Origin of the sequence: Streptomyces avermitilis MA-4680 = NBRC 14893 (assembly GCF_000009765.2) — a bacterium.
In the GTDB taxonomy this organism is placed as follows: Bacteria; Actinomycetota; Actinomycetes; order Streptomycetales; family Streptomycetaceae; genus Streptomyces; species Streptomyces avermitilis.
Window position 1 is genome coordinate 543,777 of record NC_003155.5, and the last position, 23,619, is coordinate 567,395.

Consider the following 23,619-nt stretch of genomic DNA (forward strand, 5'->3'; position numbering starts at 1 on the left):
TCAGGAAATCCCGAATTCCTTGCCGAGCAGATCGAATACTTCGTCGTCCGTGGCCGATTCCAGATCGCTGCCGCCCGTACCAGGGCCTTCCTGGGCCGGCGCCTTGCCGAATTCACCGGCAATCGCCAACAAACCCTGGAGCTTTGACAGGATCCGGTCGCGAGCTTCACTCGCTGCCAACGTCGTGACCAATTCTTGTTCGACCCTGTCCAGATCGGCAAGTAGGGAATCCACTAGGGCCGGTTCGGCCGCCCCCGCCGCCGCCATGAACACATGACGGGCCAGGAGAGCGGGTGTCGGATGGTCGAAGACCAGCGTCGCGGGGAGCCGCAGCCCGGTGGCCTTGTTCAGCCGGTTGCGCAGTTCGACGGCCGTAAGGGAGTCGAAGCCCAGGTCCTGGAAGGCGTGTTCCGGCCGGACCGTACGATCCGACGCGTGCCCCAGGCCCGCGGCCACCTCGGCCCGGACCAGGTCCAGCACGGTCTTCTCCCGCTCGGCCTCAGGCATCTCCTCCAGGCGCTCGGCCAGCGAGGACGCGGAGGGAGCGGCGGCGGCCCGCGCGGTCCTCCGGGCGGCCGCGGCCGGCACGAGGGCGCGCAGCACCGGCGGTGCCTCACCGGCACGCAGCGCGCCGGTGTCGATGCGGACCGGGGCGAGTACCGCCTCGTCCGAAGCCAGTGCCGCGTCGAACAGCCGCAGCCCCTCCTCGGGCGGCAGCGGCAGCACGCCGCTGCGCGCCATCCGCGCCCGGTCGGCCTCGACGAGGCCGTCCGTCATCGCACCGGACTGTTCCCACACACCCCATGCCAGCGATATCGCGGGCAGCCCCTCACGGCGCCGGTGCGCCGAGAAGGCGTCAAGGAAGGAATTCGCCGCGGCGTAGCTCGCCTGACCGGCGCTGCCGACCATGCCGGCGACGGACGAGAACACCACAAAGGCGGCCAGGCCCATGTCCCGGGTGCACTCGTGCAGGTTCAGCACGGCGTCCACCTTGGGGCGGAAGACCTCCCTCATCCTCTCCGGTGTGAGCGAGGCGACGATCCCGTCGCCGAGAACACCCGCGGTGTGCACGACGGCCGACAGCGATTGCTCCCCGAGCCCGTTCAGCATTCCGGAGACGGCCTCCCTGTCCGCGACGTCGCAGGCCGCCCAGCGCACCTCGGCGCCCCACGCGGCCAGTTCGGCCTCCAGCTCGACCGCGCCAGGGGCCTCCGCGCCGCGCCGGCTGAGCAGCAGCAGGCTGCGTACGCCGTGCTCGGCGACCAGGTGCCGGGCGACGAGCCCGCCCAGCGCACCGGACGCACCGGTCAGCAGGACGGGGCCGACGCCGAAGTCCGGCGTGCCGGTGGCGGTCCCCGTGGCGCTCCGGGTGGCCTTCACCAGGCGCGGTACGAACACCTCCCCGTCGCGGACCGCGAACTGCGGCTCACCGGAAGCGAGCGCGGCAGGCAGCACACGGACCGCCTCATCGGTCTCCTCGGCCTCCACCAGCACGATCCGGTCCGGGTTCTCCGACTGAGCAGACCGCACGAGCCCCCACACCGCAGCATGAGCCAGATCGCCCGGACGCGTCACCAACGCCAGACGCCCCGCACGCTCCTCCGCCAACCACCACTGCACCAGCGCCAGAACCTCACTCGTGGTGCTGTGCACGCGGTCGGCGGTCTCCCTACCGGAACCCGCCGGGCACGGAACGACAGTGACCACCGCGACATCGGGAAGGGCCGGCTCGGTCGACAGCGCGGCCAGGTCCGCGTAGCTCCGTACGTCGAGGCCGGCGGCGGCGTCAGTCTCCGTGAGGACCGCGGGCTGCCATGCGAGGCCGAACAGCGAGTCGTCGGCACGCCTGCCGGAGCCGCCCGCCGCGAGCAGTTGCTCGCGCGACACCGGCCGCAGCGACAGTGAGCCGACCGTGGCCACCAGACCACCCGAGGCGTCGGCCACGGTCAGCGACACCGCGTCCGTACCCGTGCGAGAGAGCTTGACCCGCAGCGCCGTCGCCCCCGCGGCCCGCACACCCACTTCGGACCAGGCGAAGGGCAGCAGCGGCCCGTCGAGGACGGGGACGAGCCCGCCCGCGCCGACTGCGTGGAGCGCCGCGTCCAGCAGCGCCGGATGCACGGCGAACGCGCCCGCCTCCGTGCCCTCGGGGAGGGCGACCTCCGCGAGGACGTCGTCCCCGCTGCGCCACACCGACCGCAGGCCGCGGAAGACCGGGCCGTAGCCCAGGCCGAGTCCGTCCAGGCCCTCGTAGAACCCGGTCAGGTCGACGGCCTCCGCACCCGCCGGCGGCCACGCGCCGAGGTCCGCGCCGTGCGGCGGCTCGGGCAGCGCGTCCGTCAGGCGGCCGACCGCGTGCCGCACCCACGGCGCGTCGTCCGGGGCGTCCTCACGTCGCGAGTGCACGCTCAGCGCGCACCTGCCCGGCTCCTCCTCGGCCTCGACCCACACCTGCACGGCCACACCACCGCGCTCCGGGACGATCAGCGGTGCTTCCAGCGTCAGGTCCTCGACCTGTGCACAACCGGCCTCCTCGCCCGCGCGCACCGCCAGTTCCACGAGCGCGGTACCCGGCAGCAGCACGCTGTCCATGACCGTGTGGTCGGCGAGCCAGGGATGCGTCCTGAGTGAGAGCCGCCCTGTGACCAGGAACCCGCCGGCGCCGGGGAGCGCGACCGCCGCACCGGCCAACGGGTGCTCCGCCGCCCCCAGTCCGAGCCCGGTGGCAGCCGCTGTGCCGGTGTACTCCTCGGGCGCTTCCAGCCAGAGGCGCTCGTACTGGAAGGGGTAGGTCGGCAGGTCGACGCGCCGGGCGCCCGGAAAGAGCGCCCGCCAGTCGGGGGAGACGCCATGGGCGTGCAGCTCGGCGAGCGCGGTGACGACGGCCTGCGGCTCGGGGCGGTCGGTCCGTACGGCGGGGACGGTGACGATGTCGCCGTCGAGGCAGCCCTGGGCGAGGGCGCTGAGGACGCCGCCGGGGCCGATCTCGACGAACGTGGTCACGCCCAGCTCGTGCAGGGTGTGCAGGCCGTCGGCGAAGCGGACCGCCTCGCGGACGTGCCGGACCCAGTACTCGGGGGTGTACGGCTCGGCCAGCCGGCCGGTGAGGTTCGACACGACGGGAAGCCGCGGCTCGTTGAAGGACAGACCGCTGACGGCCTCGGCGAACTCCTCCAGCATCGGATCCATCAGCGGCGAGTGGAAGGCGTGACTGACCTTCAACCGGGACGTCTTACGGCCCCGCTCCCGGAAGGCCTCGCCGATGGCGACGACCACGTCCTCGGCACCGGAGACCACGACGGACTGCGGGCCGTTGACCGCCGCGATACCGACGCCGTCGGTGAGATGTGGCAGCACCTCGTCCTCGGTCGCCTGGACGGCGACCATCGCCCCGTCGGCGGGCAGGGCCTGCATCAGTGCGGCACGCGCCGACACCAGCTTCGCCGCGTCCTCGAGCGACAGCACCCCCGCCACGTGCGCGGCCGCGATCTCACCGACCGAGTGACCGGCCACGTAGTCCGGCCGGATGCCCCACGATTCGAGAAGCCGGAACAGGGCGACCTCGACGGCGAAGAGCGCGGGCTGCGTCGTACCCGTCTGGTTGAGCTCCTCGGAGTCGACGTCGACGGGCGCGTCCACAAGCGCGCACACCTCGTCGTACGCCGCAGCGAACACCGGGAAAGCATCGTAGAGTTCGCGCCCCATGCCGATCCTCTGCGAGCCCTGACCCGAGAACAAGAACCCTGACTTGCCGCCGGCGCCCGGTTCACCCAGGACGACCCGCGTGGACGGGGACCCCGCGGCCAGCGCGCGGAGCCCTTCCAGGAGTTCGTCCCGGCTCTCCCCCACCACGGCGGCCCGATGCTCCATGGCCGAGCGTGTGGTGGCGAGCGAGAAGCCGATGTCGGCCGGCGGCAGGTCCATCTCCGGGACCAGGGACAGCAGGCGCTCCGCCTGTGCCCGCAGCGCCGCCTCCGTCCTGCCCGACAGCACCCACGGCACGGCCTTGCCGGAGTCGGGCACGGGCGGCAGCTCCGCGGTGTCGGGAGCCTGTTCGACGATCACGTGGGCGTTGGTGCCGCTGATGCCGAAGGATGACACGGCGGCCCGGCGCGGGTGATCGGTCTCCGGCCACTCCATGGCCTCGGTCAGCAGCCGGACATCACCGGCCGACCAGTCCACGTGCGGCGTCGGCTCGTCGACGTGCAGGGTCCGCGGCAGCGCACCGTGCCGCATCGCCATGACCATCTTGATCACACCACCGACACCGGCCGCGGCCTGGGCGTGGCCGATGTTCGACTTCAGGGAGCCCAGCCACAACGGCCGGTCCCCAGGCCGCTCCTGACCATATGTAGCGATCAGCGCCTGCGCCTCGATCGGGTCACCCAGCTTCGTCCCCGTACCGTGCGCCTCCACCGCGTCGACCTGCTCCGAGGACACACCGGCGTTGGCCAGCGCCTGCCGGATCACCCGCTGCTGCGAGGGCCCGTTCGGGGCCGTCAGACCGTTCGACGCGCCGTCCTGGTTCACCGCCGTGCCGCGGACCACCGCCAGCACCGTGTGCCCGTTGCGCCGGGCGTCGGACAGCCGCTCCACCAGCAGCATGCCCGCGCCCTCGGCCCAACCCGTACCATCCGCGCCGGCCGCGAACGCCTTGCACCGGCCGTCCGCCGACAAGCCGCGCTGACGGCTGAACTCCACGAACGTCGAGGGAGTCGCCATGACGGTGACACCGCCGACCAGCGCCATCGAGCACTCGCCACTGCGCAGCGCCTGGGTCGCCAGGTGCAGCGCCACCAGCGACGACGAGCACGCCGTGTCGACCGTGACCGCCGGGCCCTCGAGCCCGAACGTGTACGAGACCCGGCCGGAGGCGATGCTGCCCGCGCTGCCACTGCCCAGGTAGGCGTCCATGCCCTCCGGAGCCGTTTTCACGCGCCCGCCGTAGTCGTGGTACATCACGCCGGCGAAGACACCGGTCCTGCTGCCCCGCACCGTCGCCGGGTCGATCCCGGCCCGCTCGAACGCCTCCCACGACGTCTCCAACAGCAACCGCTGCTGCGGGTCCATCGCCAACGCCTCACGCGGCGAGATCCCGAAGAAGGCCGGGTCGAACTCGGCAGCCTCGTGGAGGAAGCCGCCGTGGCGCACGTAGGACTTGCCGGAGCGGTCGGGGTCCGGGTCGTAGAGGTTCTCGACGTCCCAGCCGCGGTCCTCGGGGAAGCCCGAGATCGCGTCGCCGCCGGATGCGACGAGGCGCCACAGGTCTTCGGGTGACCGCACGTCACCGGGGAACCGGCAGGCCATGCCCACGATCGCGATCGCCTCGTCCGTCCCGGTCACCGCGGCGATCGCGGCCTCGGCCTGCTCCTGGACGCCCAGCGTCTCGGCCAGCAGGAAGCGGGAGAGCGCGACAGGCGTGGGATGGTCGAAGACCATGGTCACGGGGAGCCGCAGCCCGGTCGCCGCGTTCAGCCGGTTGCGGAGTTCCACCGAGGTGAGCGAGTCGAAACCGGCGTCCTGGAACGCGTGTTCCGGCTGGACGGCCTGGGCCGAGGCGTGGCCGAGTACGGCGGCGACCTCGGCGCGCACCAGGTCCAGCACCACCTGCTCGCGCTCGGCCTGCGGCAGCCCGGCCAGCCGCTGACCCAGCGATCCCTTCGGCGCGGTCTGCGCCATGCGTCGCGCGGTGCCCCGTACGGTACCGCGCAGCCCTCGCAGGACCGGCGGCACCGTGCCCTGCAGCCCGCCCAGGTCCAGCCGCAGCGGGGCGACGACGGCCCGATCCAGGGCCAGTGCCGCGTCGAACAGCCGCAGTCCTTCGTCGACGGCTATCGGGGCCAGGCCCACCCGCTTGAGCCGGGCGAGGTCCGCCTGGTCGAGCCGGTCGGCCATGCCGCTGCCCTGCTCCCACAGGCCCCACGCCAGCGACGTGGCGGGGAGCCCCCGGGCGCGCCGGGCTTCGGCGAAGGCGTCGAGGAAGGCGTTCGCCGCCGCGTAATTGCCCTGTCCCGCGCTGCCCAGGATTCCGGACACCGAGGAGAAGACGACGAACGCCGACAGGTCGCTCGTCAGTTCATGGAGGTTGAGCACGGCGTCCGTCTTCGGGCGCAGCACCTTCTCCATGCGCTCCGGGGTGAGCGCGGCGATCACGCCGTCGTCGAGGACGCCGGCCGCGTGCACCACGGCCGTCACCGGCGTGCCGGCCAGCACCTCGGCGAGAGCGTCCCGGTCGGCCGCGTCGCAAGCCGCCCAGCGCACCTCGGCGCCCCACGCGGCCAGTTCGGCCTCCAGCTCGACCGCGCCAGGGGCCTCCGCGCCGCGCCGGCTGAGCAGCAGCAGGCTGCGTACGCCGTGCTCGGCGACCAGGTGCCGGGCGACGAGCCCGCCCAGCGCACCGGACGCACCGGTCAGCAGGACGGGGCCGACGCCGAAGTCCGGCGTGCCGGTGGCGGTCCCCGTGGCGCTCCGGGTGGCCTTCACCAGGCGCGGTACGAACACCTCCCCGTCGCGGACCGCGAACTGCGGCTCACCGGAAGCGAGCGCGGCAGGCAGCACACGGACCGCCTCATCGGTCTCCTCGGCCTCCACCAGCACGATCCGGTCCGGGTTCTCCGACTGAGCAGACCGCACGAGCCCCCACACCGCAGCATGAGCCAGATCGCCCGGACGCGTCACCAACGCCAGACGCCCCGCACGCTCCTCCGCCAACCACCACTGCACCAGCGCCAGAACCTCACTCGTGGTGCTGTGCACGCGGTCGGCGGTCTCCCTACCGGAACCCGCCGGGCACGGAACGACCACGACGTCCGGTGTCCCTTCCGACTCCCGCAGTGCGTCGAAGTCCGCGACGGTCTCGATCATCAGCGCGTCGGTGGCGGAGGGCAGAGTGAACCGCGTCCACTCCAGCCCGAACAGCTGATCGCCGCCAACAGCACCGGGCAATTGCTCCGCCGAAGCGGCCCGCAACGACAGCGACTCGACCGAGGCCACCGGGTCACCGGCGCCATCGGCCACGGCCAGCGTCACCGAACCGGTGGCCGTCCGCGACAGCTTCACCCGCACCATCGCCGCACCGGCCGCCTGCACGACGACGCCGGACCACGCGAACGGCAGGGCCGGGCTGTCGTCCAGCGACACCAGCCCACCGGCGGCCAGTGCGTGCAGGGCGGCGTCCAGCAGCGCCGGGTGCAGGGCGAACGCCGCCGCCTCGGCAGCCGACTCGTCCGGCAGCTCGACCTCGGCGAAGACGTCGTCCCCGTCGCGCCACACCGAGCGCAGGCCCTGGAAGACCGGACCGTAGTCCAGGCCCGCAGCAGCCATGCCTTCGTAGAACGCCGTCAGGTCGACGGCCTCCGCACCCGCCGGTGGCCACGCGCCGAGCTTCGCGGCGGACGGTGCCTCTGCCGAGGACAGCACACCCGTCGCGTGCCGCAGCCACGAACGGTCGTCGACGCGCGAGTGCACGCTCAGCTGCCGCCGGCCTGACTCGTCCTCCGGGCCGACAGCCACCTGAAGGGTGACGCCACCGCGCTCGGGCACGACCAGGGGAAGCTCAAGGGTGAGGTCTTCGATCCATCCGCATCCCGTCTCGTCGCCCGCCCGGATCGCCAGCTCGACGAACGCGGTGCCGGGCAGCAGAACAATCCCGTTCACGGCGTGGTCGGCAAGCCAAGGGTGGGTTCCGAGGGAGAGCAGCCCAGTGAGCACGGCCCCGTCGCTGTCGGCCGTCGCAATCGCGGCACCGAGCAGCGGATGGTCCGCAGCCCCCAGACCGGCGGCCCGGACGTCACCGGACGCCTGAGGCGCATCGAGCCAGTAGCGCTCGCGCTGGAAGGCGTACGTGGGCAGGTCGACGCGGCGGGCGCCCGGGAAGAGCGCCTGCCATTCGGGCGAGATGCCGTGGGTGTGCAGTTGCCCCACGGCGGTGACGAGGGCGTACGGCTCGGGGCGGTCGGCGCGCAGGGCGGGAACGGTGACGATGTGTGTGCCGTCGTCGAGGCAGCCCTGTACGAGGGCGCTGAGGACACCACCCGGGCCGATCTCGACGAACATGGTCACGCCCAGCTCGTGCAGGGTGTGCAGGCCGTCGGCGAAGCGGACCGCCTCGCGGACGTGCCGGACCCAGTACTCGGGGATGTACACCTCGGCCAACCGGCCGGTGAGATTCGAGACCACCGGGATCCGCGGCTCACTGAACGTCAGACCGCGGACGACCTCGGCGAACTCCTCCAGCATCGGGTCCATCAGCGGCGAGTGGAAGGCGTGACTGACCTTCAACCGGGACGTCTTGCGGCCCTGCTGCGCGAAGACCTCGGCGATGTCGAGAACGGCATCCTCGGAGCCAGAAAGCACGACGGACCGAGGCCCGTTGATCGCCGCGAGGCCGACGCCGTGGGTGAGGTGCGGCAGCACTTCCGCCTCGGTGGCCTGGATCGCGACCATCGCACCACCCGCGGGCAGGGCCTGCATCAGCGCGGCACGCGCCGACACCAGCTTCGCCGCGTCCTCGAGCGACAGCACCCCGGCCACGTGCGCGGCCGCGATCTCACCGACCGAGTGACCGGCCACGTAGTCCGGCCGGATGCCCCACGATTCGAGAAGCCGGAACAGGGCGACCTCGACAGCGAACAACGCCGGCTGCGTCGAACCCGTCTGATGAAGAGTTTCCGCATCAACGTCGACCGTGGCGTCCAAAAGCGCGCACACCTCGTCGTACGCCGCAGCGAAGACGGGGTACGCCGCGTACAGCTCACGCCCCATGCCGATCCGCTGCGAACCCTGACCCGAGAACAAGAACCCGACCCTGCCCCCGACGGCACCGCCCACCGGAGCAGCGCCGGAAACAATCCCCTCCAGCCCCTGGCGGAACTCCCCAAGCTCCTCCCCCACGACCGCCGCACGGCACTCCAGCACCGCACGCGACGTCGCCAGCGAGTACGCCACGTCCTCCGGCCGAACCCCGGCACCCCCGACGCCCTCAGCGTCCAGGAAGGACAACAACCGGCCCGCCTGCTCCCGCAGCGCCGCATCGCTCTTCGCCGACAGCACCCACGGGACCGGTCCTGCAACGGCCGTCCCACGGGCGGTCACTTCGCTCGTCGCGGCCTGCTCGACGATGACGTGCGCGTTGGTGCCGCTCACACCGAAGGAGGACACCGCGGCCCGGCGCGGCCCGTCGCTCGCAGGCCACTCCACGGCCTCGGTCAGCAGCTGCACCGCGCCCGCCGACCAGTCCACGTGCGGGGTCGGCTCGTCCACATGCAGGGTCTGCGGCAGCACGCCGTGCTGCATCGCCATGACCATCTTGATCACACCACCGACACCCGCAGCCGCCTGCGAATGCCCGATGTTCGACTTCAGCGAACCCAGCCACAACGGCCGGTCCTCCGACCGCTCCTGCCCGTACGTGGCGATCAGCGCCTGCGCCTCGATCGGATCACCCAGCCTCGTACCCGTACCGTGCGCCTCCACCGCATCGACCTCATCCGAAGACAGGCCCGCGTTCGCCAGCGCCTGCCGGATCACCCGCTGCTGCGAGGGCCCGTTCGGAGCCGTCAAACCGTTCGACGCACCGTCCTGGTTCACCGCCGTACCGCGGACCACCGCCAGCACTTTGTGCCCGTTCCGACGAGCGTCGGACAACCGCTCCACCAACAGCATGCCCACGCCCTCGGCCCAGCCCGTACCGTCCGCCCCGGCGCCGAACGCCTTGCACCGGCCGTCCGCCGACAGGCCGCGCTGACGGCTGAACTCCACGAACACGGACGGGCCTGCCATCACCGTGACGCCGCCGACGAGGGCCATCGAGCACTCGCCGCTCCGCAGCGCCTGCGCAGCGAGGTGGAGGGCTACGAGCGAGGACGAGCACGCCGTGTCGACGGTGACCGCCGGCCCCTCGAGCCCGAACGTGTACGAGACCCGGCCGGAGGCGATGCTGCCCGCACTGCCGTTTACGAGGTAGCCCTCCAGCCCTGGGGGCGAGGTGTGCACCCGCCCGCCGTAGTCGTGGTACATCACGCCGGCGAAGACACCGGTCCTGCTGCCCCGCACCGTCGCCGGGTCGATCCCGGCCCGCTCGAACGCCTCCCACGACGTCTCCAGCAGCAACCGCTGCTGCGGGTCCATCGCCAGCGCCTCACGCGGCGAGATCCCGAAGAACTCGGCGTCGAAGTCCGCCGCGTCGTGCAGGAAGCCGCCCTCTCGGGTGTAGCTGGTGCCCCACTGGTCGGGATTCGGGTCGTAGAGCTGCTCCACGTCCCAGCCGCGGCCCTCGGGGAAGCCCGACACGGCGTCGCGGCCGGAGAACACCAGCTGCCACAGGTCTTCGGGTGACTGCACGCCACCGGGGTAGCGGCAGGCCATGCCCACGATCGCGATGGGCTCGTCCGCCGTTCCGGTGGCCGTGGAGAGGGTCGTCGGCACGGCTGTCGCCGCCTCGCCGCCTGCGGCTTCGCCGGTGAGGAAGTGGGCGAGGGTAAGCGGGTTCGGGTAGTCGAAGATCAGGGTGGCGGGCAGGCGCATGCCGACGGCCGAGTTGAGCCGGTTGCGCAGTTCGACGGCGGTCAGCGAGTCGAACCCGATGTCCTTGAACGAGTCGTCCGCGCCGACCGACTGTGCTCCGGCGTGCCCGAGCACGGCGGCGACCTCGGTACGCACCAGGTCCAGCACCACCTGCTCGCGCTCGGCCTCCGCCAGCCCGGCCAGCCGCTGACCCAGCGATCCCTTCGGCGCGGTCTGCGCCGTACGTCGCGCGGTGCCCCGTACGGTACCGCGGAGCCCTCGCAGGACCGGCGGCACCGTGCCCTGCAGCCCGCCCAGGTCCAGCCGCAGCGGGGCGACGACGGCCCGATCCAGGGCCAGTGCCGCGTCGAACAGCCGCAGGCCGTCCGACGACGGGATCGCGGCGAGGCCCATGCGCTGGATGCGGGTGAGATCGGTGTGGTCGAGGCTGCCGGTCATGGCGCTCTCGCTGTCCTGCGCCCACAGGCCCCAGGCCAGCGACGTGGCCCGCTGGCCCGCGGCACGGCGGTGCTCGGCGAGGGCGTCGAGGAAGGTGTTGGCAGCGGCGTAGTTCGCCTGGCCCGGCGTGCCGAGAGTGCCCGCCACCGAGGAGAACAGCACGAACGCGGACAGGTCGCCGGACAGCTCGCCCGCCAGGTCGTGCAGGTTCAGCGCCGCGTCCACCTTCGGGCGGAACACGGCGTCCAGCCGCTCGGGGGTCAGCGAGCCGATGATTCCGTCGTCCAGTACGCCGGCGGTGTGGATGATCGCGGACAGGCTCTGCCCGGGCCCGGCCAGGAGTGCACGGACGGCGGCGCGGTCGGCCACATCACACGCGGCCCAGGTGACGTCGGCGCCCTGCGCGGTCAAGTCGGCGGTGAGCTCGGCCGCGCCGGGTGCGTCGCCGCCGCGGCGGCTGACGAGCAGCAGACTACGGACGCCGTGTTCGGCGACCAGATGCCGGGCGAACAACCCGCCCAGGCCGCCCGACGCACCGGTCAGCAGGACGGTGCCGGAGCCGAGGCCGGGAAGTTCCGGCTCCGCGTCCGGCACGGCGACTCGAACCAGCCTGGGCACCCGGACCTCGTCGTCCGCGTGCACCGCGGCCTGCGGCTCACCCGACGCGATCAGGCCGGGCAGCACCCGGGCAAGATCGGCGTCATCAACACCGCTGCCGGCCCCGGCATGGGCATCGCTGGAGGTCTCGACCAGCACGATGCGGTCGGGGTTCTCGGTCTGCGCCGAGCGCACCAGTCCGCAGACCGCCGACTGGGCGAGGTCTCCCCCACGCGTCACCAGCACCAGGCGCCCCGGGCGTTCCTCGGCCAGCCACCACTGCACCAACTCCAGCACGGCATGGGTGACCTCACGGACCCGGGTGGCCAGGTCCGCGCCGGTCCCGGTCGGGCAGGGCACGACCACGGCATCGGCGGCGGCTGCGGCATCGGCTTCGGTGTCCGCCGGCGGGTCAGTGGCCCGAAGAGCGGCGAGATCCTCGTACGTCTCGATCCTCATGCCGTCCGGCGCGGACGGCAGGCTGACCGGCGTCCACTTTAGGCCGAAGACCGCGTCGTCGCTGCCGGAACCGGCGCGCAACTGGTCGGCGGGCACCGGGCGCAGCGTCAACGAGTCGACCTCCGCGACCGGCCCACCGGTGCCATCGGCCAGCACCAGCGACACCGTAGAGGTGCCGGTACCGGCGCGCGATACCTTCACCCGCAGGTCGGAGGCTCCGGCAGCCGCCAGGCGCACGCCGCTCCAGGCGAACGGCAACAGCCCGTTTCCCGTCCCGGCCTCGGGCTCGACCGCGCCCAGCCAGACGGTGTGCAGGGCGGCGTCGAACAGGGCGGGATGCAGGCCGTACGCGCCCGCGTCCGTCCGCTCCGCGCCGGGCAGCTCCACTTCGGCGAAGAAGTCGTCCCCGCTCCGCCACGCGGCGCGCAGCCCCTGGAAGACGGGGCCGTAGTCGAGCGCCATGCCGGCGAGGCGGTCGTAGAACCCGTCGACGTCGACCGGCTCCGCACCCACGGGCGGCCACGCGGTGAGCGAGCCGTCCACGGGCCCTCCTGTGGCGACGGTCAGCACGCCGGAGGCGTGCCGGACCCATGCCCGCTCGGAGTCGTCCTCGTGGGCGTACGCGTCCCCGTCGTCGATCTGCGAGTGCACGGTCAGCGGCCTGCGGCCCGAGCCGTCGTCGGCGCCGACGTGCACCTGCAAGGCGACGCCGCCGCGCTCGGGCACGAGCAGCGGTGTCTCCAGCGTCAGCTCTTCCAGCAGGTCGCAGCCCACGGCGTCAGCAGCGGTGATCGCCAGCTCGACGAACGCGGTTCCCGGCAGGAGCGCGACCCCACTGACGGCGTGGTCCACCAGCCACGGGTGCGTGTGCTTCGAGAGCCGGCCGGTGAGCAGGTGCCCGACGCTGTCGGCCAGCGGCACGGCGGCGCCGAGGAGCGGGTGGCCGGCCTCGCCCTGCCCCACCGCGCGCATGTCACCGGCGGAGGCGGGGGCGTCGAGCCAGTAGCGCTCGCGCTGGAAGGCGTACGTGGGCAGCTCGACGCGCCGGGCGCCCGGGAAGAAAGCGTGCCAGTCCACTTCGGCGCCGCTGACGTGCAGTTGGGCGTACGCGGTGGTGAGCGCCTGGGGTTCGGGGCGGTCGGCGCGCAGGGCGGGAATGGTGACGATGTCTGTGCCGTCGTCGAGGCAGCCCTGGACGAGGGCACTGAGGACGCCGCCCGGTCCGATCTCCACGAACGTGGTCACACCGAGCTCGTGCAGGGTCAGCACGCCGTCGGCGAAGCGCACCGCCTCACGGACGTGCCGGACCCAGTACTCGGGGGTGTACGACTCAGTCAGCCGGCCGGTGAGGTTCGAGACCACCGGGATCCACGGCTCACTGAACGTCAGACCGCGAACGACCTCCGCGAACTCCTCCAGCATCGGATCCATCAACGGCGAATGGAATGCGTGACTGACCTTCAGCCGAGACGTCTTACGACCCTGAGCAGCGAACACCTCGGCAATCGCCGTGACCGCGTCCTCCGCCCCGGAAATGACCACGGACCGCGGGCCGTTGATCGCCGCGATACCCGCTCTGTCAATCAGGTGCGGCAGCATCTCGTCCTCGGCCGCCTGGACCGCCACCATCACACCACCGGCGGGCAGGGCCTTCATCAGCGCGGCACGCGCCGACACCAGCTTCGCCGCGTCCTCGAGCGACAGCACCCCGGCCACGTGCGCGGCCGCGATCTCACCGACCGAGTGACCGGCCACGTAGTCCGGCCGGATGCCCCACGATTCGAGAAGCCGGAACAGGGCGACCTCGACAGCGAACAACGCCGGCTGCGTCGAACCCGTCTGATGAAGAGTTTCCGCATCGACGTCGACCGTGGCGTCCAAAAGCGCGCACACCTCGTCATACGCCGCAGCGAACACCGGGTACGCCGCGTACAGCTCACGCCCCATCCCCAGCCGCTGCGAACCCTGACCCGAGAACAAGAACCCGACCTTGTCCGCCGAGTGAGCGCGCCCGGCGACGACGTTCGCCGCCGGTTCGCCTGCCGCGAGGGCCTCAAGACCTGCCCGCAGCTCGGCCGGGTCGCTGCCGATGACTGCGGCCCGATGCTCCAGTGCCGACCGCGTCGTGGCCGACGAGAATCCGGCGTCGACGGGCGACACATCGTCGGTCGCGAAGGCCAGCAGACGCTCCGCCTGGGCCCGCAGCGCCACTTCACTCTTTGCTGACAGCACCCACGGCACGGGCACCGGGCGGTGTTCCCGGGCCGGCTCGGCCGCGGCCGCGGCGGGCGCTTCCTCGATGATCGTGTGCGCGTTGGTGCCGCCGATACCGAAGGAGGACACCGCGGCCCGGCGGGGCCCGGTGGTCCCGGGCCATTGCACCGGCTCGGTCAGCAGCCGCACGGCGCCTGCCGACCAGTCGACGTGCGCGGTCGGCTCGTCCACATGGAGCGTCTGCGGCAGCACGCCGTGCCGCATCGCCAGCACCATCTTGATCACACCGGCGACACCCGCGGCGGCCTGCGTGTGACCGATGTTGGACTTGACCGAGCCCAGCCACACCGGCCGGTCGTCGGAGTGTTCCTGGCCGTACGTGGCGAGGAGCGCCTGCGCCTCGATCGGGTCGCCGAGCCGCGTGCCCGTGCCGTGGGCCTCGACGGCGTCCACGTCGGCCGGCGTGAGCCCGGCGGACGCCAGCGCCTGCCGGATCACCCGCTGCTGCGAGGGGCCGTTGGGCGCGGTCAGACCGTTGGACGCACCGTCCTGGTTCACCGCACTGCCGCGGACCAACGCCAGCACCTGGTGCCCGTTCCGACGGGCGTCGGACAACCGTTCCACCAGCAACAGGCCCACGCCCTCGCCCCAGCCCGTGCCGTCGGCACCGGCCGCGAACGCCTTGCACCGGCCGTCCGGCGACAGCCCGCGCTGCCGGCTGAACTCCACGAACAGGTCCGGCGTGGTCATGACGGTGACGCCCCCGACCAGGGCCATCGAGCACTCGCCGCTCCGCAGTGCCTGGGCGGCCAGGTGCAGGGCCACGAGCGAAGACGAGCAGGCCGTGTCGACCGTGACCGCGGGACCCTCGAGGCCGAACGTGTAGGAGATGCGTCCGGAGACGACCGAGGCCGCCTTGCCGGTGAGCGCGTAGCCCTCGATCTCCTCGGGCGCGTTGCGTAGCCCGTTGGCGTAGTCCTGGCCGTTGGTGCCGATGAAGACACCGGTGCGGCTGGCGCGGACGGACGCGAGGGCGATGCCGGCGCGCTCGAAGGCCTCCCACGCGGTCTCCAGCAGCAGCCGTTGCTGCGGGTCCATCGCCAGCGCCTCACGCGGCGAGATCCCGAAGAGACCGGCGTCGAAGCGGTCGGCGCCCTGGATGAAGCCGCCCTCGCGCGAGTACGTCTTGCCGGGCCGGTCGGGGTCGGGGTCGTAGAGCGCGTCGATGTCCCAGCCGCGGTCGGTGGGGAAGCCGGACATCGCGTCCCGGCCGGAGCTCAGCAGCTCCCACAGGTCCTCCGGCGACTGGACGCCGCCGGGGAGGCGGCAGCTCATGCCGACGATCGCGAGGGGCTCGTCGGCCGCAGCGGCGGCCGTCGCCTGCGCGGCGGCCGTCTCCAGCCCGTGCCGGCCGAGGAGTTCCTCGCCCAGGTGACGGGCGAGGGCGGTTGGGGTCGGGTGGTCGAAGACCAGGGTGGTGGGCAGCCTGAGGCCAGTGGCCGTGTTGAGCCTGTGACGCAGTTCGACGGCGGTGAGCGAGTCGAAGCCGGTCTCGCGGAACGTCCGGTCGGCTTCGAAGGCGCCCTTGCCCGTGTGGCCGAGCACCGTGGCGGCCTGCTCGCGGACCAGGTCCAGCAGGATGCGGCCCTGCTCCCCCGGCGTGGCGCCGAGGAGGCGCTGGACCAGCGCGGACACGGGTACTTCGGGGCTCTGCGCGGCCCGGGCGCGTGCTTCGAGGGCCTCGCGGGCCTCGGGCACGCCGAGCAGCAGCGGGCAGGGCCGCGTGCCGACGAAGGCCGGGACGAAGCGCTCCCAGTCCACGTCCGCGACGGTCATGGAGGTCTCGCCGTGGGTCAGCGCACCGTGCAGCACGGAGATCGCGGGAAGGGCCGCGATCGCCCGTACGCCGCGCCGCCGCAGATGGTCACCGGCGGCGCCGTCGGCCATGCCTCCGTCCGCCCAGGATCCCCACGCGACGGCCAGCGCGGGCACGCCCTGCGCCCGGCGGTGCTCGGCGAGGGCGTCGAGGAAGGCGTTCGCGGCACCGTAGGCGCCTTGGCCGCCGTTGCCCCAGACACCGGTCATCGAGGAGAAGAGCACGAAGGCGTCGAGGTCCTGACGGTCCCGGGTGAGCTCATGCAGATGGAGCGCTGCGTCCACCTTGGGGCGCAGCACGTGGTTGAGGCGCTCGGGCGTGAGCGATTCGACCAGGCCGTCGTCGAGTACGCCTGCGGTGTGCACCACGGCGTTCACGATGTACCGGCCGAACAACTCGGCGAGCGCGTCGCGGTCGGCCGCATCGCACGCGACGACGGTGACCTGAGCGCCCAGCTCCTCCAGCTCCGCCTTGAGTTCGGCGGCGCCCGGGGCGTCGGGGCCCCGGCGGCTGGTGAGCACCAGGTGCTCGGCACCCGCACCGGCGAGCCAGCGGGCCACCTGCCCGCCCAGCGCACCCGTACCACCGGTCACGAGCACGGTGCCGCGCGGCGACCAGGGTGCGTCCGCCGGTGCCGCGCTCAGCGGCGCGCGCACGAGGCGGCGGCCGTACACTCCGGAGGCGCGTACGGCGAGTTGGTCCTCGTCGGCCTGGGCCAGCAGGCCGGCCAGTCGTTCCAGCGCGCGGGAGTCCAGCTCGGCGGGCAGGTCGACGAGCCCGCCCCAGCGCTGCGGCTGTTCCAGGGCGACGATCCTGCCCAGGCCCCAGAGCTGGGCGGAGACGGGGTCGGTCAGCAGATCCGCCGTGCCGGTCGACACTGCGCCGCTGGTCAGGCACCACAGCGGGGCCTCGATCCCGGCGTCGCCGAGGGCCTGGACGAGCAGGACGAGCCGCTGGAGGGCGTTCGCCCCCGCTTCTCCCTGTGCTGCGGCGAACAGGATGCCGTCGGCCTGCTCTTGCCCGGCGTCGGCGAAGGCCCGGGCGAGCGCGTCACGGTCGGTGTCCTCGCCCACGGCGAACGGTACGAGCGCGACGCCGAGTTCCGTGAGCCCGGCGCGGATCGCCTCGGTCCACGCGGTCTCCTCGGAGACCACGTAGAGCCAGGTCCCCGACGGAGCGGCCCGGACCATGTCATCGAGCGGCTGCCAGGTGATCCGGTAGCGCCAGCCGTCGGTGGTGGACTGCTCGCGCCGCTTCCGGCGCCAGGCAGACAGCTTGGACGCGACCACGTCCAGTTCGGTGGGCTCCAGTCCCAGGAGCGCACCGAGAGATGCCCGGTCCTCGCTCTCGACGGAGTCCCAGAACTCGGCGTCCATCGCGTCCGGGGCGCCGGCGGTCGCCGCCCGAGGCGCGTCGAGCCAGTAGCGCTCGCGCTGGAAGGCGTACGTGGGCAGGTCGACACGCCGGGCGCCAGGGAACAACACCTGCCAGTCGGGTGAGATGCCGTGGGTGTGCAGCCGCCCGATTGCGGTGACGAGCGCGTACGGCTCGGGGCGGTCGGCGCGCAGGACGGGAACCGTGACGATGTCTGTGCCGTCGTCGAAGCAGCCCTGGGCGAGGGCGCTCAGCACGCCACCGGGGCCGACCTCGACGAACGTGGTCACGCCCAGCTCGCCGAGGGTCTCGATGCCGTCGGCGAAGCGCACCGCCTCGCGGACGTGCCGCACCCAGTACTCGGGCGTGTACACCTCGGCCAACCGGCCGGTGAGATTCGAGACCACCGGGATCCGCGACTCACTGAACGTCAGACCGCGAACAACCGCAGCGAACTCCTCGAGCATCGGATCCATCAACGGCGAGTGGAAGGCGTGACTGACCTTCAGCCGGGACGTCTTACGACCCCGACCGGCGAAGATCTCACCGACTGCGGTGACCGCGTCCTCAGCGCCGGAAACCACAACTGACCGAGGCCCGTTGACCGCCGCAATCCCGACCCCGTCGGTCAGGTGCCGCAGCACCTCGTCCTCCGTCGCCTGGACCGCGACCATCGCCCCGCCGTCGGGCAGCGCCTGCATCAGTGCGGCACGCGCCGACACCAGCTTCGCCGCATCCTCGAGCGACAACACACCCGCCACATGAGCAGCCGCAATCTCACCCACCGAATGACCGGCCACATAGTCCGGCCGGATGCCCCACGATTCGAGAAGCCGGAACAGGGCGACCTCGACGGCGAAGAGCGCGGGCTGCGTCGTACCCGTCTGGTTGAGCTCCTCGGAGTCGACGTCGACGGGCGCGTCCAGAAACGCGCAGACCTCGTCGTACGCCGCAGCGAAGACGGGGTACGCCGCGTACAGCTCACGCCCCATGCCGATCCGCTGCGAACCCTGACCCGAGAACAAGAACCCGACCCTGCCCCCGACGGCACCGCCCACCGGAGCAGCGCCGGAAGCGCCGGAAGCAAGCGCCTCCAGCCCCTGCCGGAGCTCCGCGAGATCCCCGCCCACGACCGCCGCACGGCGCTCCAGCACCGCACGCGACGTCGCCAGCGACAACGCCACGTCCTCCGGCCGAACCCCGGCACCCCCGACGCCCTCGGCGTCCAGGAAGGACAACAACCGGCCCGCCTGCTCCCGCAGCGCCACATCACTCTTCGCCGACACCACCCACGGGACCGGTCCGGCAACGGCCGTCCCGCGGGCGGGCTCTTCGCTCGTCGCGGCCTGCTCGACGATGACGTGGGCGTTGGTACCGCTGATGCCGAAGGACGACACCGCCGCGCGGCGCGGCAGGTCGCGCGCGGGCCACTCCACCGCCTCGGTCAGCAGTCGTACGCCGCTTGCCGACCAGTCCACGTGCGGGGTCGGCTCGTCGACGTGCAGGGTCCGCGGCAGCACACCGTGTCGCATCGCCATGACCATCTTGATCACGCCGGCGACGCCCGCCGCGGCCTGCGTGTGACCGATGTTCGACTTCAGCGAACCCAGCCACAGCGGCCGGTCGCCGTCCCGTCCCTGGCCGTAGGCGGCGATGAGGGCTTCCGCCTCGATCGGGTCGCCGAGCAGCGTGCCCGTACCGTGCGCCTCCACGGCGTCGACGTCCGCGGGCGCGAGTCCGGCGGCTGCCAGCGCCTGGCGGACGACGCGCTGCTGGGAGGGGCCGTTGGGCGCCGTGAGTCCGTTCGACGCGCCGTCCTGGTTGACCGCGCTGCCCCGCACGACGGCCAGCACCTGGTGGCCGTTGCGCCGGGCGTCGCTGAGCCGCTCCACCAGGAGCATGCCGACGCCTTCGGCCCAGCCCGTACCGTCCGCGCCGGCCGCGAACGCCTTGCAGCGGCCGTCCGCCGACAGTCCGCGCTGACGGCTGAACTCCACGAACATGCCAGGCGTGGACATCACGGTGACGCCGCCGGCCAGGGCCATGGTGCACTCGCCGCTCCGCAGCGACTGGACGGCCAGGTGCAGGGCGACCAGAGACGACGAGCAGGCCGTGTCCACCGTGACCGCGGGGCCTTCGAGGCCGAACGAGTAGGCCACGCGCCCCGAGGCGACGCTGGTCGTCGTGCCGGTCAGCAGATAGCCCTCGACGCCGTCGGCCGGCTCGTGCAGCCGGGGGCCGTAGTCCTGTGCCGTCGCGCCGATGAACACGCCCGCCCGGCTCCCGCGCAGCGTGGCCGGGTCGATGCCGGCGCGCTCGAAGGCCTCCCACGCGGTCTCCAGGACCAGCCGCTGCTGCGGGTCGATCGCGGCGGCCTCGCGGGGGCTGATGCCGAAGAAGCCGGCGTCGAACTCGGCCGCCTCGTGCAGGAAGCCGCCGTGCCGCGTCGAGGACTTGCCGGGCGTGCCGGGCTCCGGGTCGTAGAGTGTTTCGACGTCCCAGCCACGGTCCGTCGGGAATCCGGAGATGCCGTCGCCACCGGAGGCGAGCAGCCGCCACAGGTCCTCGGGGGAGCTCACGCCGCCGGGCAGGCGGCAGCTCATGGCCACGATGGCGATGGGCTCGTGGGGGTCGGCCACCGTCGCGGGCGCGGCGGCCGCCGCGTCCCCGCCGCCCAGGGACTGGGCGGCGAGATGGCGGGCGAGCGCGGCAGGGGTCGGGTGGTCGAACAGCAGCCCGCTGGGCAGGCGCAGGCCGGTAGCCTCGCTGAGCTGGTTGCGCAGTTCCACCGAGCTGAGCGAGTCGAAACCGAGGTCCTTGAACGTCCACTCGGTCTCGACCTGGCGGGCTTCGGCGTGGCCGAGAACGGCGGCGATGTGTGCGCGGACCATGTCGAGCACGGCCTCGTCGCGCTCGGACTCGGCCAGTCCGGCCAGCCGCCGACCCAGGGCTCCGACAGGCGCGCTGTCAGTCTCGGCGATGGCGTCCGGCTGCGGAGCCACAGGAGCCCAGCCGGTGGTGGCGACGGGCGACGTCGTGTCGCCGTCCAGCCAGTACCGCTGCCGTTCGAACGCGTAGGTGGGGAGCGCGACCTTGCGGCGTGCGCCTCGCCCGCCGCCGAACAGGGCGTCCCAGTCCGGCTCCACGCCGTGGACGTGCAGCGAGGCGACCGCCGCCAGCAGGGCCTGCGCCTCGGGGCGACGGGTGCGCAGGGCGGGGACGAACAGGGACTCGCTGTCAGCGCCGGCGCGGGCCATGGAGGCGAGCACGCCGCCAGGGCCGAGCTCCAGGTACGTGCGGACGCCCTGCTCGTCGAGGCGGGCGACGCCGTCGGCGAAGCGGACCGCCTCGCGCACGTGGCGGACCCAGTACGCGGCCGTGCACCCTTCGTATCCCGAGGGCTCCTCGGACAGTCGGCCCGTCACGTTGGACACGATCGGGATGCGCGGGGCGTGGAAGGTCAGGCCCTCGGCCACGTTGCGGAACTCCGCCAGCATGGGTTCCATGTGCGGGGAATGGAAGGCGTGGCTGACCCGCAGCCGGCTGGTCTTGCGGCCCAGGGCGGCGAAGGCGTCGGCGATCTCGGTGGCGAGGTCCTCGTCGCCGGAGACGACGACGGAGTCCGGGCCGTTCAGCGCGGCGATGCTCACGCGGTCCGTGCGCTCGCCGATGCGGGCGCGCACCTCGTCCTCCGCGGCCTGGACGGCGATCATGGCGCCGCCGGCGGGCAGCGCCTGCATCAGGCGACCGCGCGCGGCCACGAGGGCGCAGGCGTCGGCGAGCGAGAGGACGCCGGCCACGTGCGCGGCGGCGAGTTCACCGATGGAGTGGCCCATCAGCACGTCGGGGGTGATGTCCCAGCTCTCCAGCAGCCGGAACAAGGCCACCTCGACGGCGAACAGTGAGGTCTGCGTGTAGAGGGTCTGGTCGAGTTCGGCGGCTTCCCCAGTGCCTACGGGTGCGAACATGACCTCGCGCAGCGGCCGCGGCAGCAAGGGGTCGAGGTGTGCGCACACCTCGTCCAGGGCGGAGGCGAACGCCGGGACGGACTCTGCCAGTTCGCGGCCCATGCCGGCCCGCTGGCTGCCCTGGCCCGAGAAGAGGAAGGCGAGCTCGCCGCGCGGGCCCGCGCGGCCAGTGGTCAGTGCGGCGTCAATGCCGCCGGTGGACAGCTCGCGCAGGGCGCGCAGGAAGTCGTCACGAACCTCGCCCACGACGACGGCCCGGTGTTCGAAGGCGGTGCGGCCGGTGGCCAGCGACCAGCCGACGTCGGGCAGGGCGAGACCGAGGGGCGCCTCGGTGTGGGCGAGCAGTGCGGCGGCCTGGGCGCGCAGCCCGGATGCGGTCTTGGCGGACAGCGGCCAAAAGGTCGGAGCCGCGCCCCCGCCCGCCGTCGCACCCTCACCCGCCTCCACAGCCGCGCCCGACGCCAGCACGATGTGGCAGTTGGTGCCGCCCATGCCGAACGAGCTGACGCCGGCGAGCAGCGGGCGGCCGTCCTCGGCGGCCCATTCGCTGTGCTCGGTCTGCACCCTCAGGTTCAGCCGGTCCAGCGGGATCGCCGGGTTCGGCGTCCCGAAGTTGAGGCTGGCGGGCAGTTCACGGTGGTTGAGCGACAGGACCGCCTTCAGCAGGCCGGTGATGCCCGCGGCGCCCTCCAGGTGGCCCACGTTGGTCTTGGCCGAGCCGACCCGCAGAGGGCGGCCGGGCTCACGTCCCGTGCCGAGCACTGCGCCGAGCGCGGCTGCCTCGATGGGGTCGCCGACCTTGGTGCCGGTCCCGTGCAGTTCCACGTAGCCGACATCGGCGGGGTTGACTCCGGCCCGTTCGTAGGCGAGCCGGAGCACCTGTTCCTGCCCGGACTGCAGGGGCACGGTCAACCCGTCGCCGCCACCGTCGTTGTTGACCGCACTGCCGCGGATCACGCAGTAGACAGGGTCGCCGTCCGCGACGGCCCGGGCAAGAGGTTTGAGGACGACGATGCCGCCGCCCTCGCCGCGAACGTAGCCGTTCGCGCGCGCGTCAAAGGTGAAGCAGCGGCCGTCCGGGGACAGGCCGCCGAACTTGGCGGCGCCCAGGGCGCTCTCGGGGACGATGTTCAGGTTCACGCCGCCCGCGAGAGCGATCGTCGATTCGCCCTTGCGGAGACTTTCGCAGGCCAGGTGGACCGAGACCAGAGAAGAGGACTGGCCGGAGTCCACGGTCAGGCTGGGGCCGTTCAGGCCAAGGAAGTACGAGACCCGGTTCGCGATGATGCTGCGGTGCAGGCCGGTGACGGTATGCGGGGAGATGGCCGTGAGTCCGGAGCGGTGGTGCAGCGTCGCGTAGTCGTCCCACATGGCGCCGACGAACACTCCGGTGCGGGTGGAGCGCAGCGTTGCGGCGCGCACGTGCGCGTCCTCCAGTGCTTCCCAGGCCAACTCCAGCACGAGCCGCTGCTGCGGGTCCATGGCGGCGGCCTCCTTGGGGGAGAGCCCGAAGAACCCGGCGTCGAAGTCGCCGATGCTGTCGAGGAAGCCGCCCCGGCGGATGCCGGTCCTGTCGGGTGCGGACGCGTCGGCCACCACCGCCCCGTCCCACCGGTCCGGAGGGACGTCGGTGATCGCGTCCGCGCCCTCGCTGAGCAGCCGCCAGAAGGCGGCCGGGTCGGCGGCCCCCGGCAGTCGGCACGCCAGGCCGATGACAGCTATGCCATCGGCCGAATCTGCCGAAGCCGAACAGTCCCGATTCCCCGTTGCGTTGAGCTCGGACTCGACCATGTTGCGCTCCACCCACCCACACAGAGAACGAAAGGCACCGCACCAACGTCGGCCGCTACACGGGCGATCGGCTCGACCAGGCGGCAACAAGCTGCAGTGTGACCCTGGTTTCGCTCCCGCGGCAGCGCGCCGCCGCTGCAGCAGATCAGGTTTAGGGGAATCCCCAATGGGTGACGTGCACGAGCATTGACAGTCGGGAAAATCTCTAAGGAGAACCCTAGGCGCTAGCTGTGAGAGAAACACGGCATATATAGCCCTGGCCCGATTTCCTCTGATGAAGAGGTCCCACTTTCATGATGCATTTGCAAGCGGCCGAGAATCACTACCGACCTCGCCACCAAGATGATCTCCGCCTGCGAAAATCTCGCCAGAGCCACG

General features: G+C 72.4%; 1 protein-coding gene. It reads right to left on the reverse strand.

The window, feature by feature from the left end:
- Entirely contained in the window at nucleotides 1-23,241 is a 23,241-nt protein-coding gene (locus SAVERM_RS02605) for a type I polyketide synthase (protein ID WP_010981856.1), read from the reverse strand.
- Between the last annotated feature and the right edge of the window lie 378 nt (nucleotides 23,242-23,619).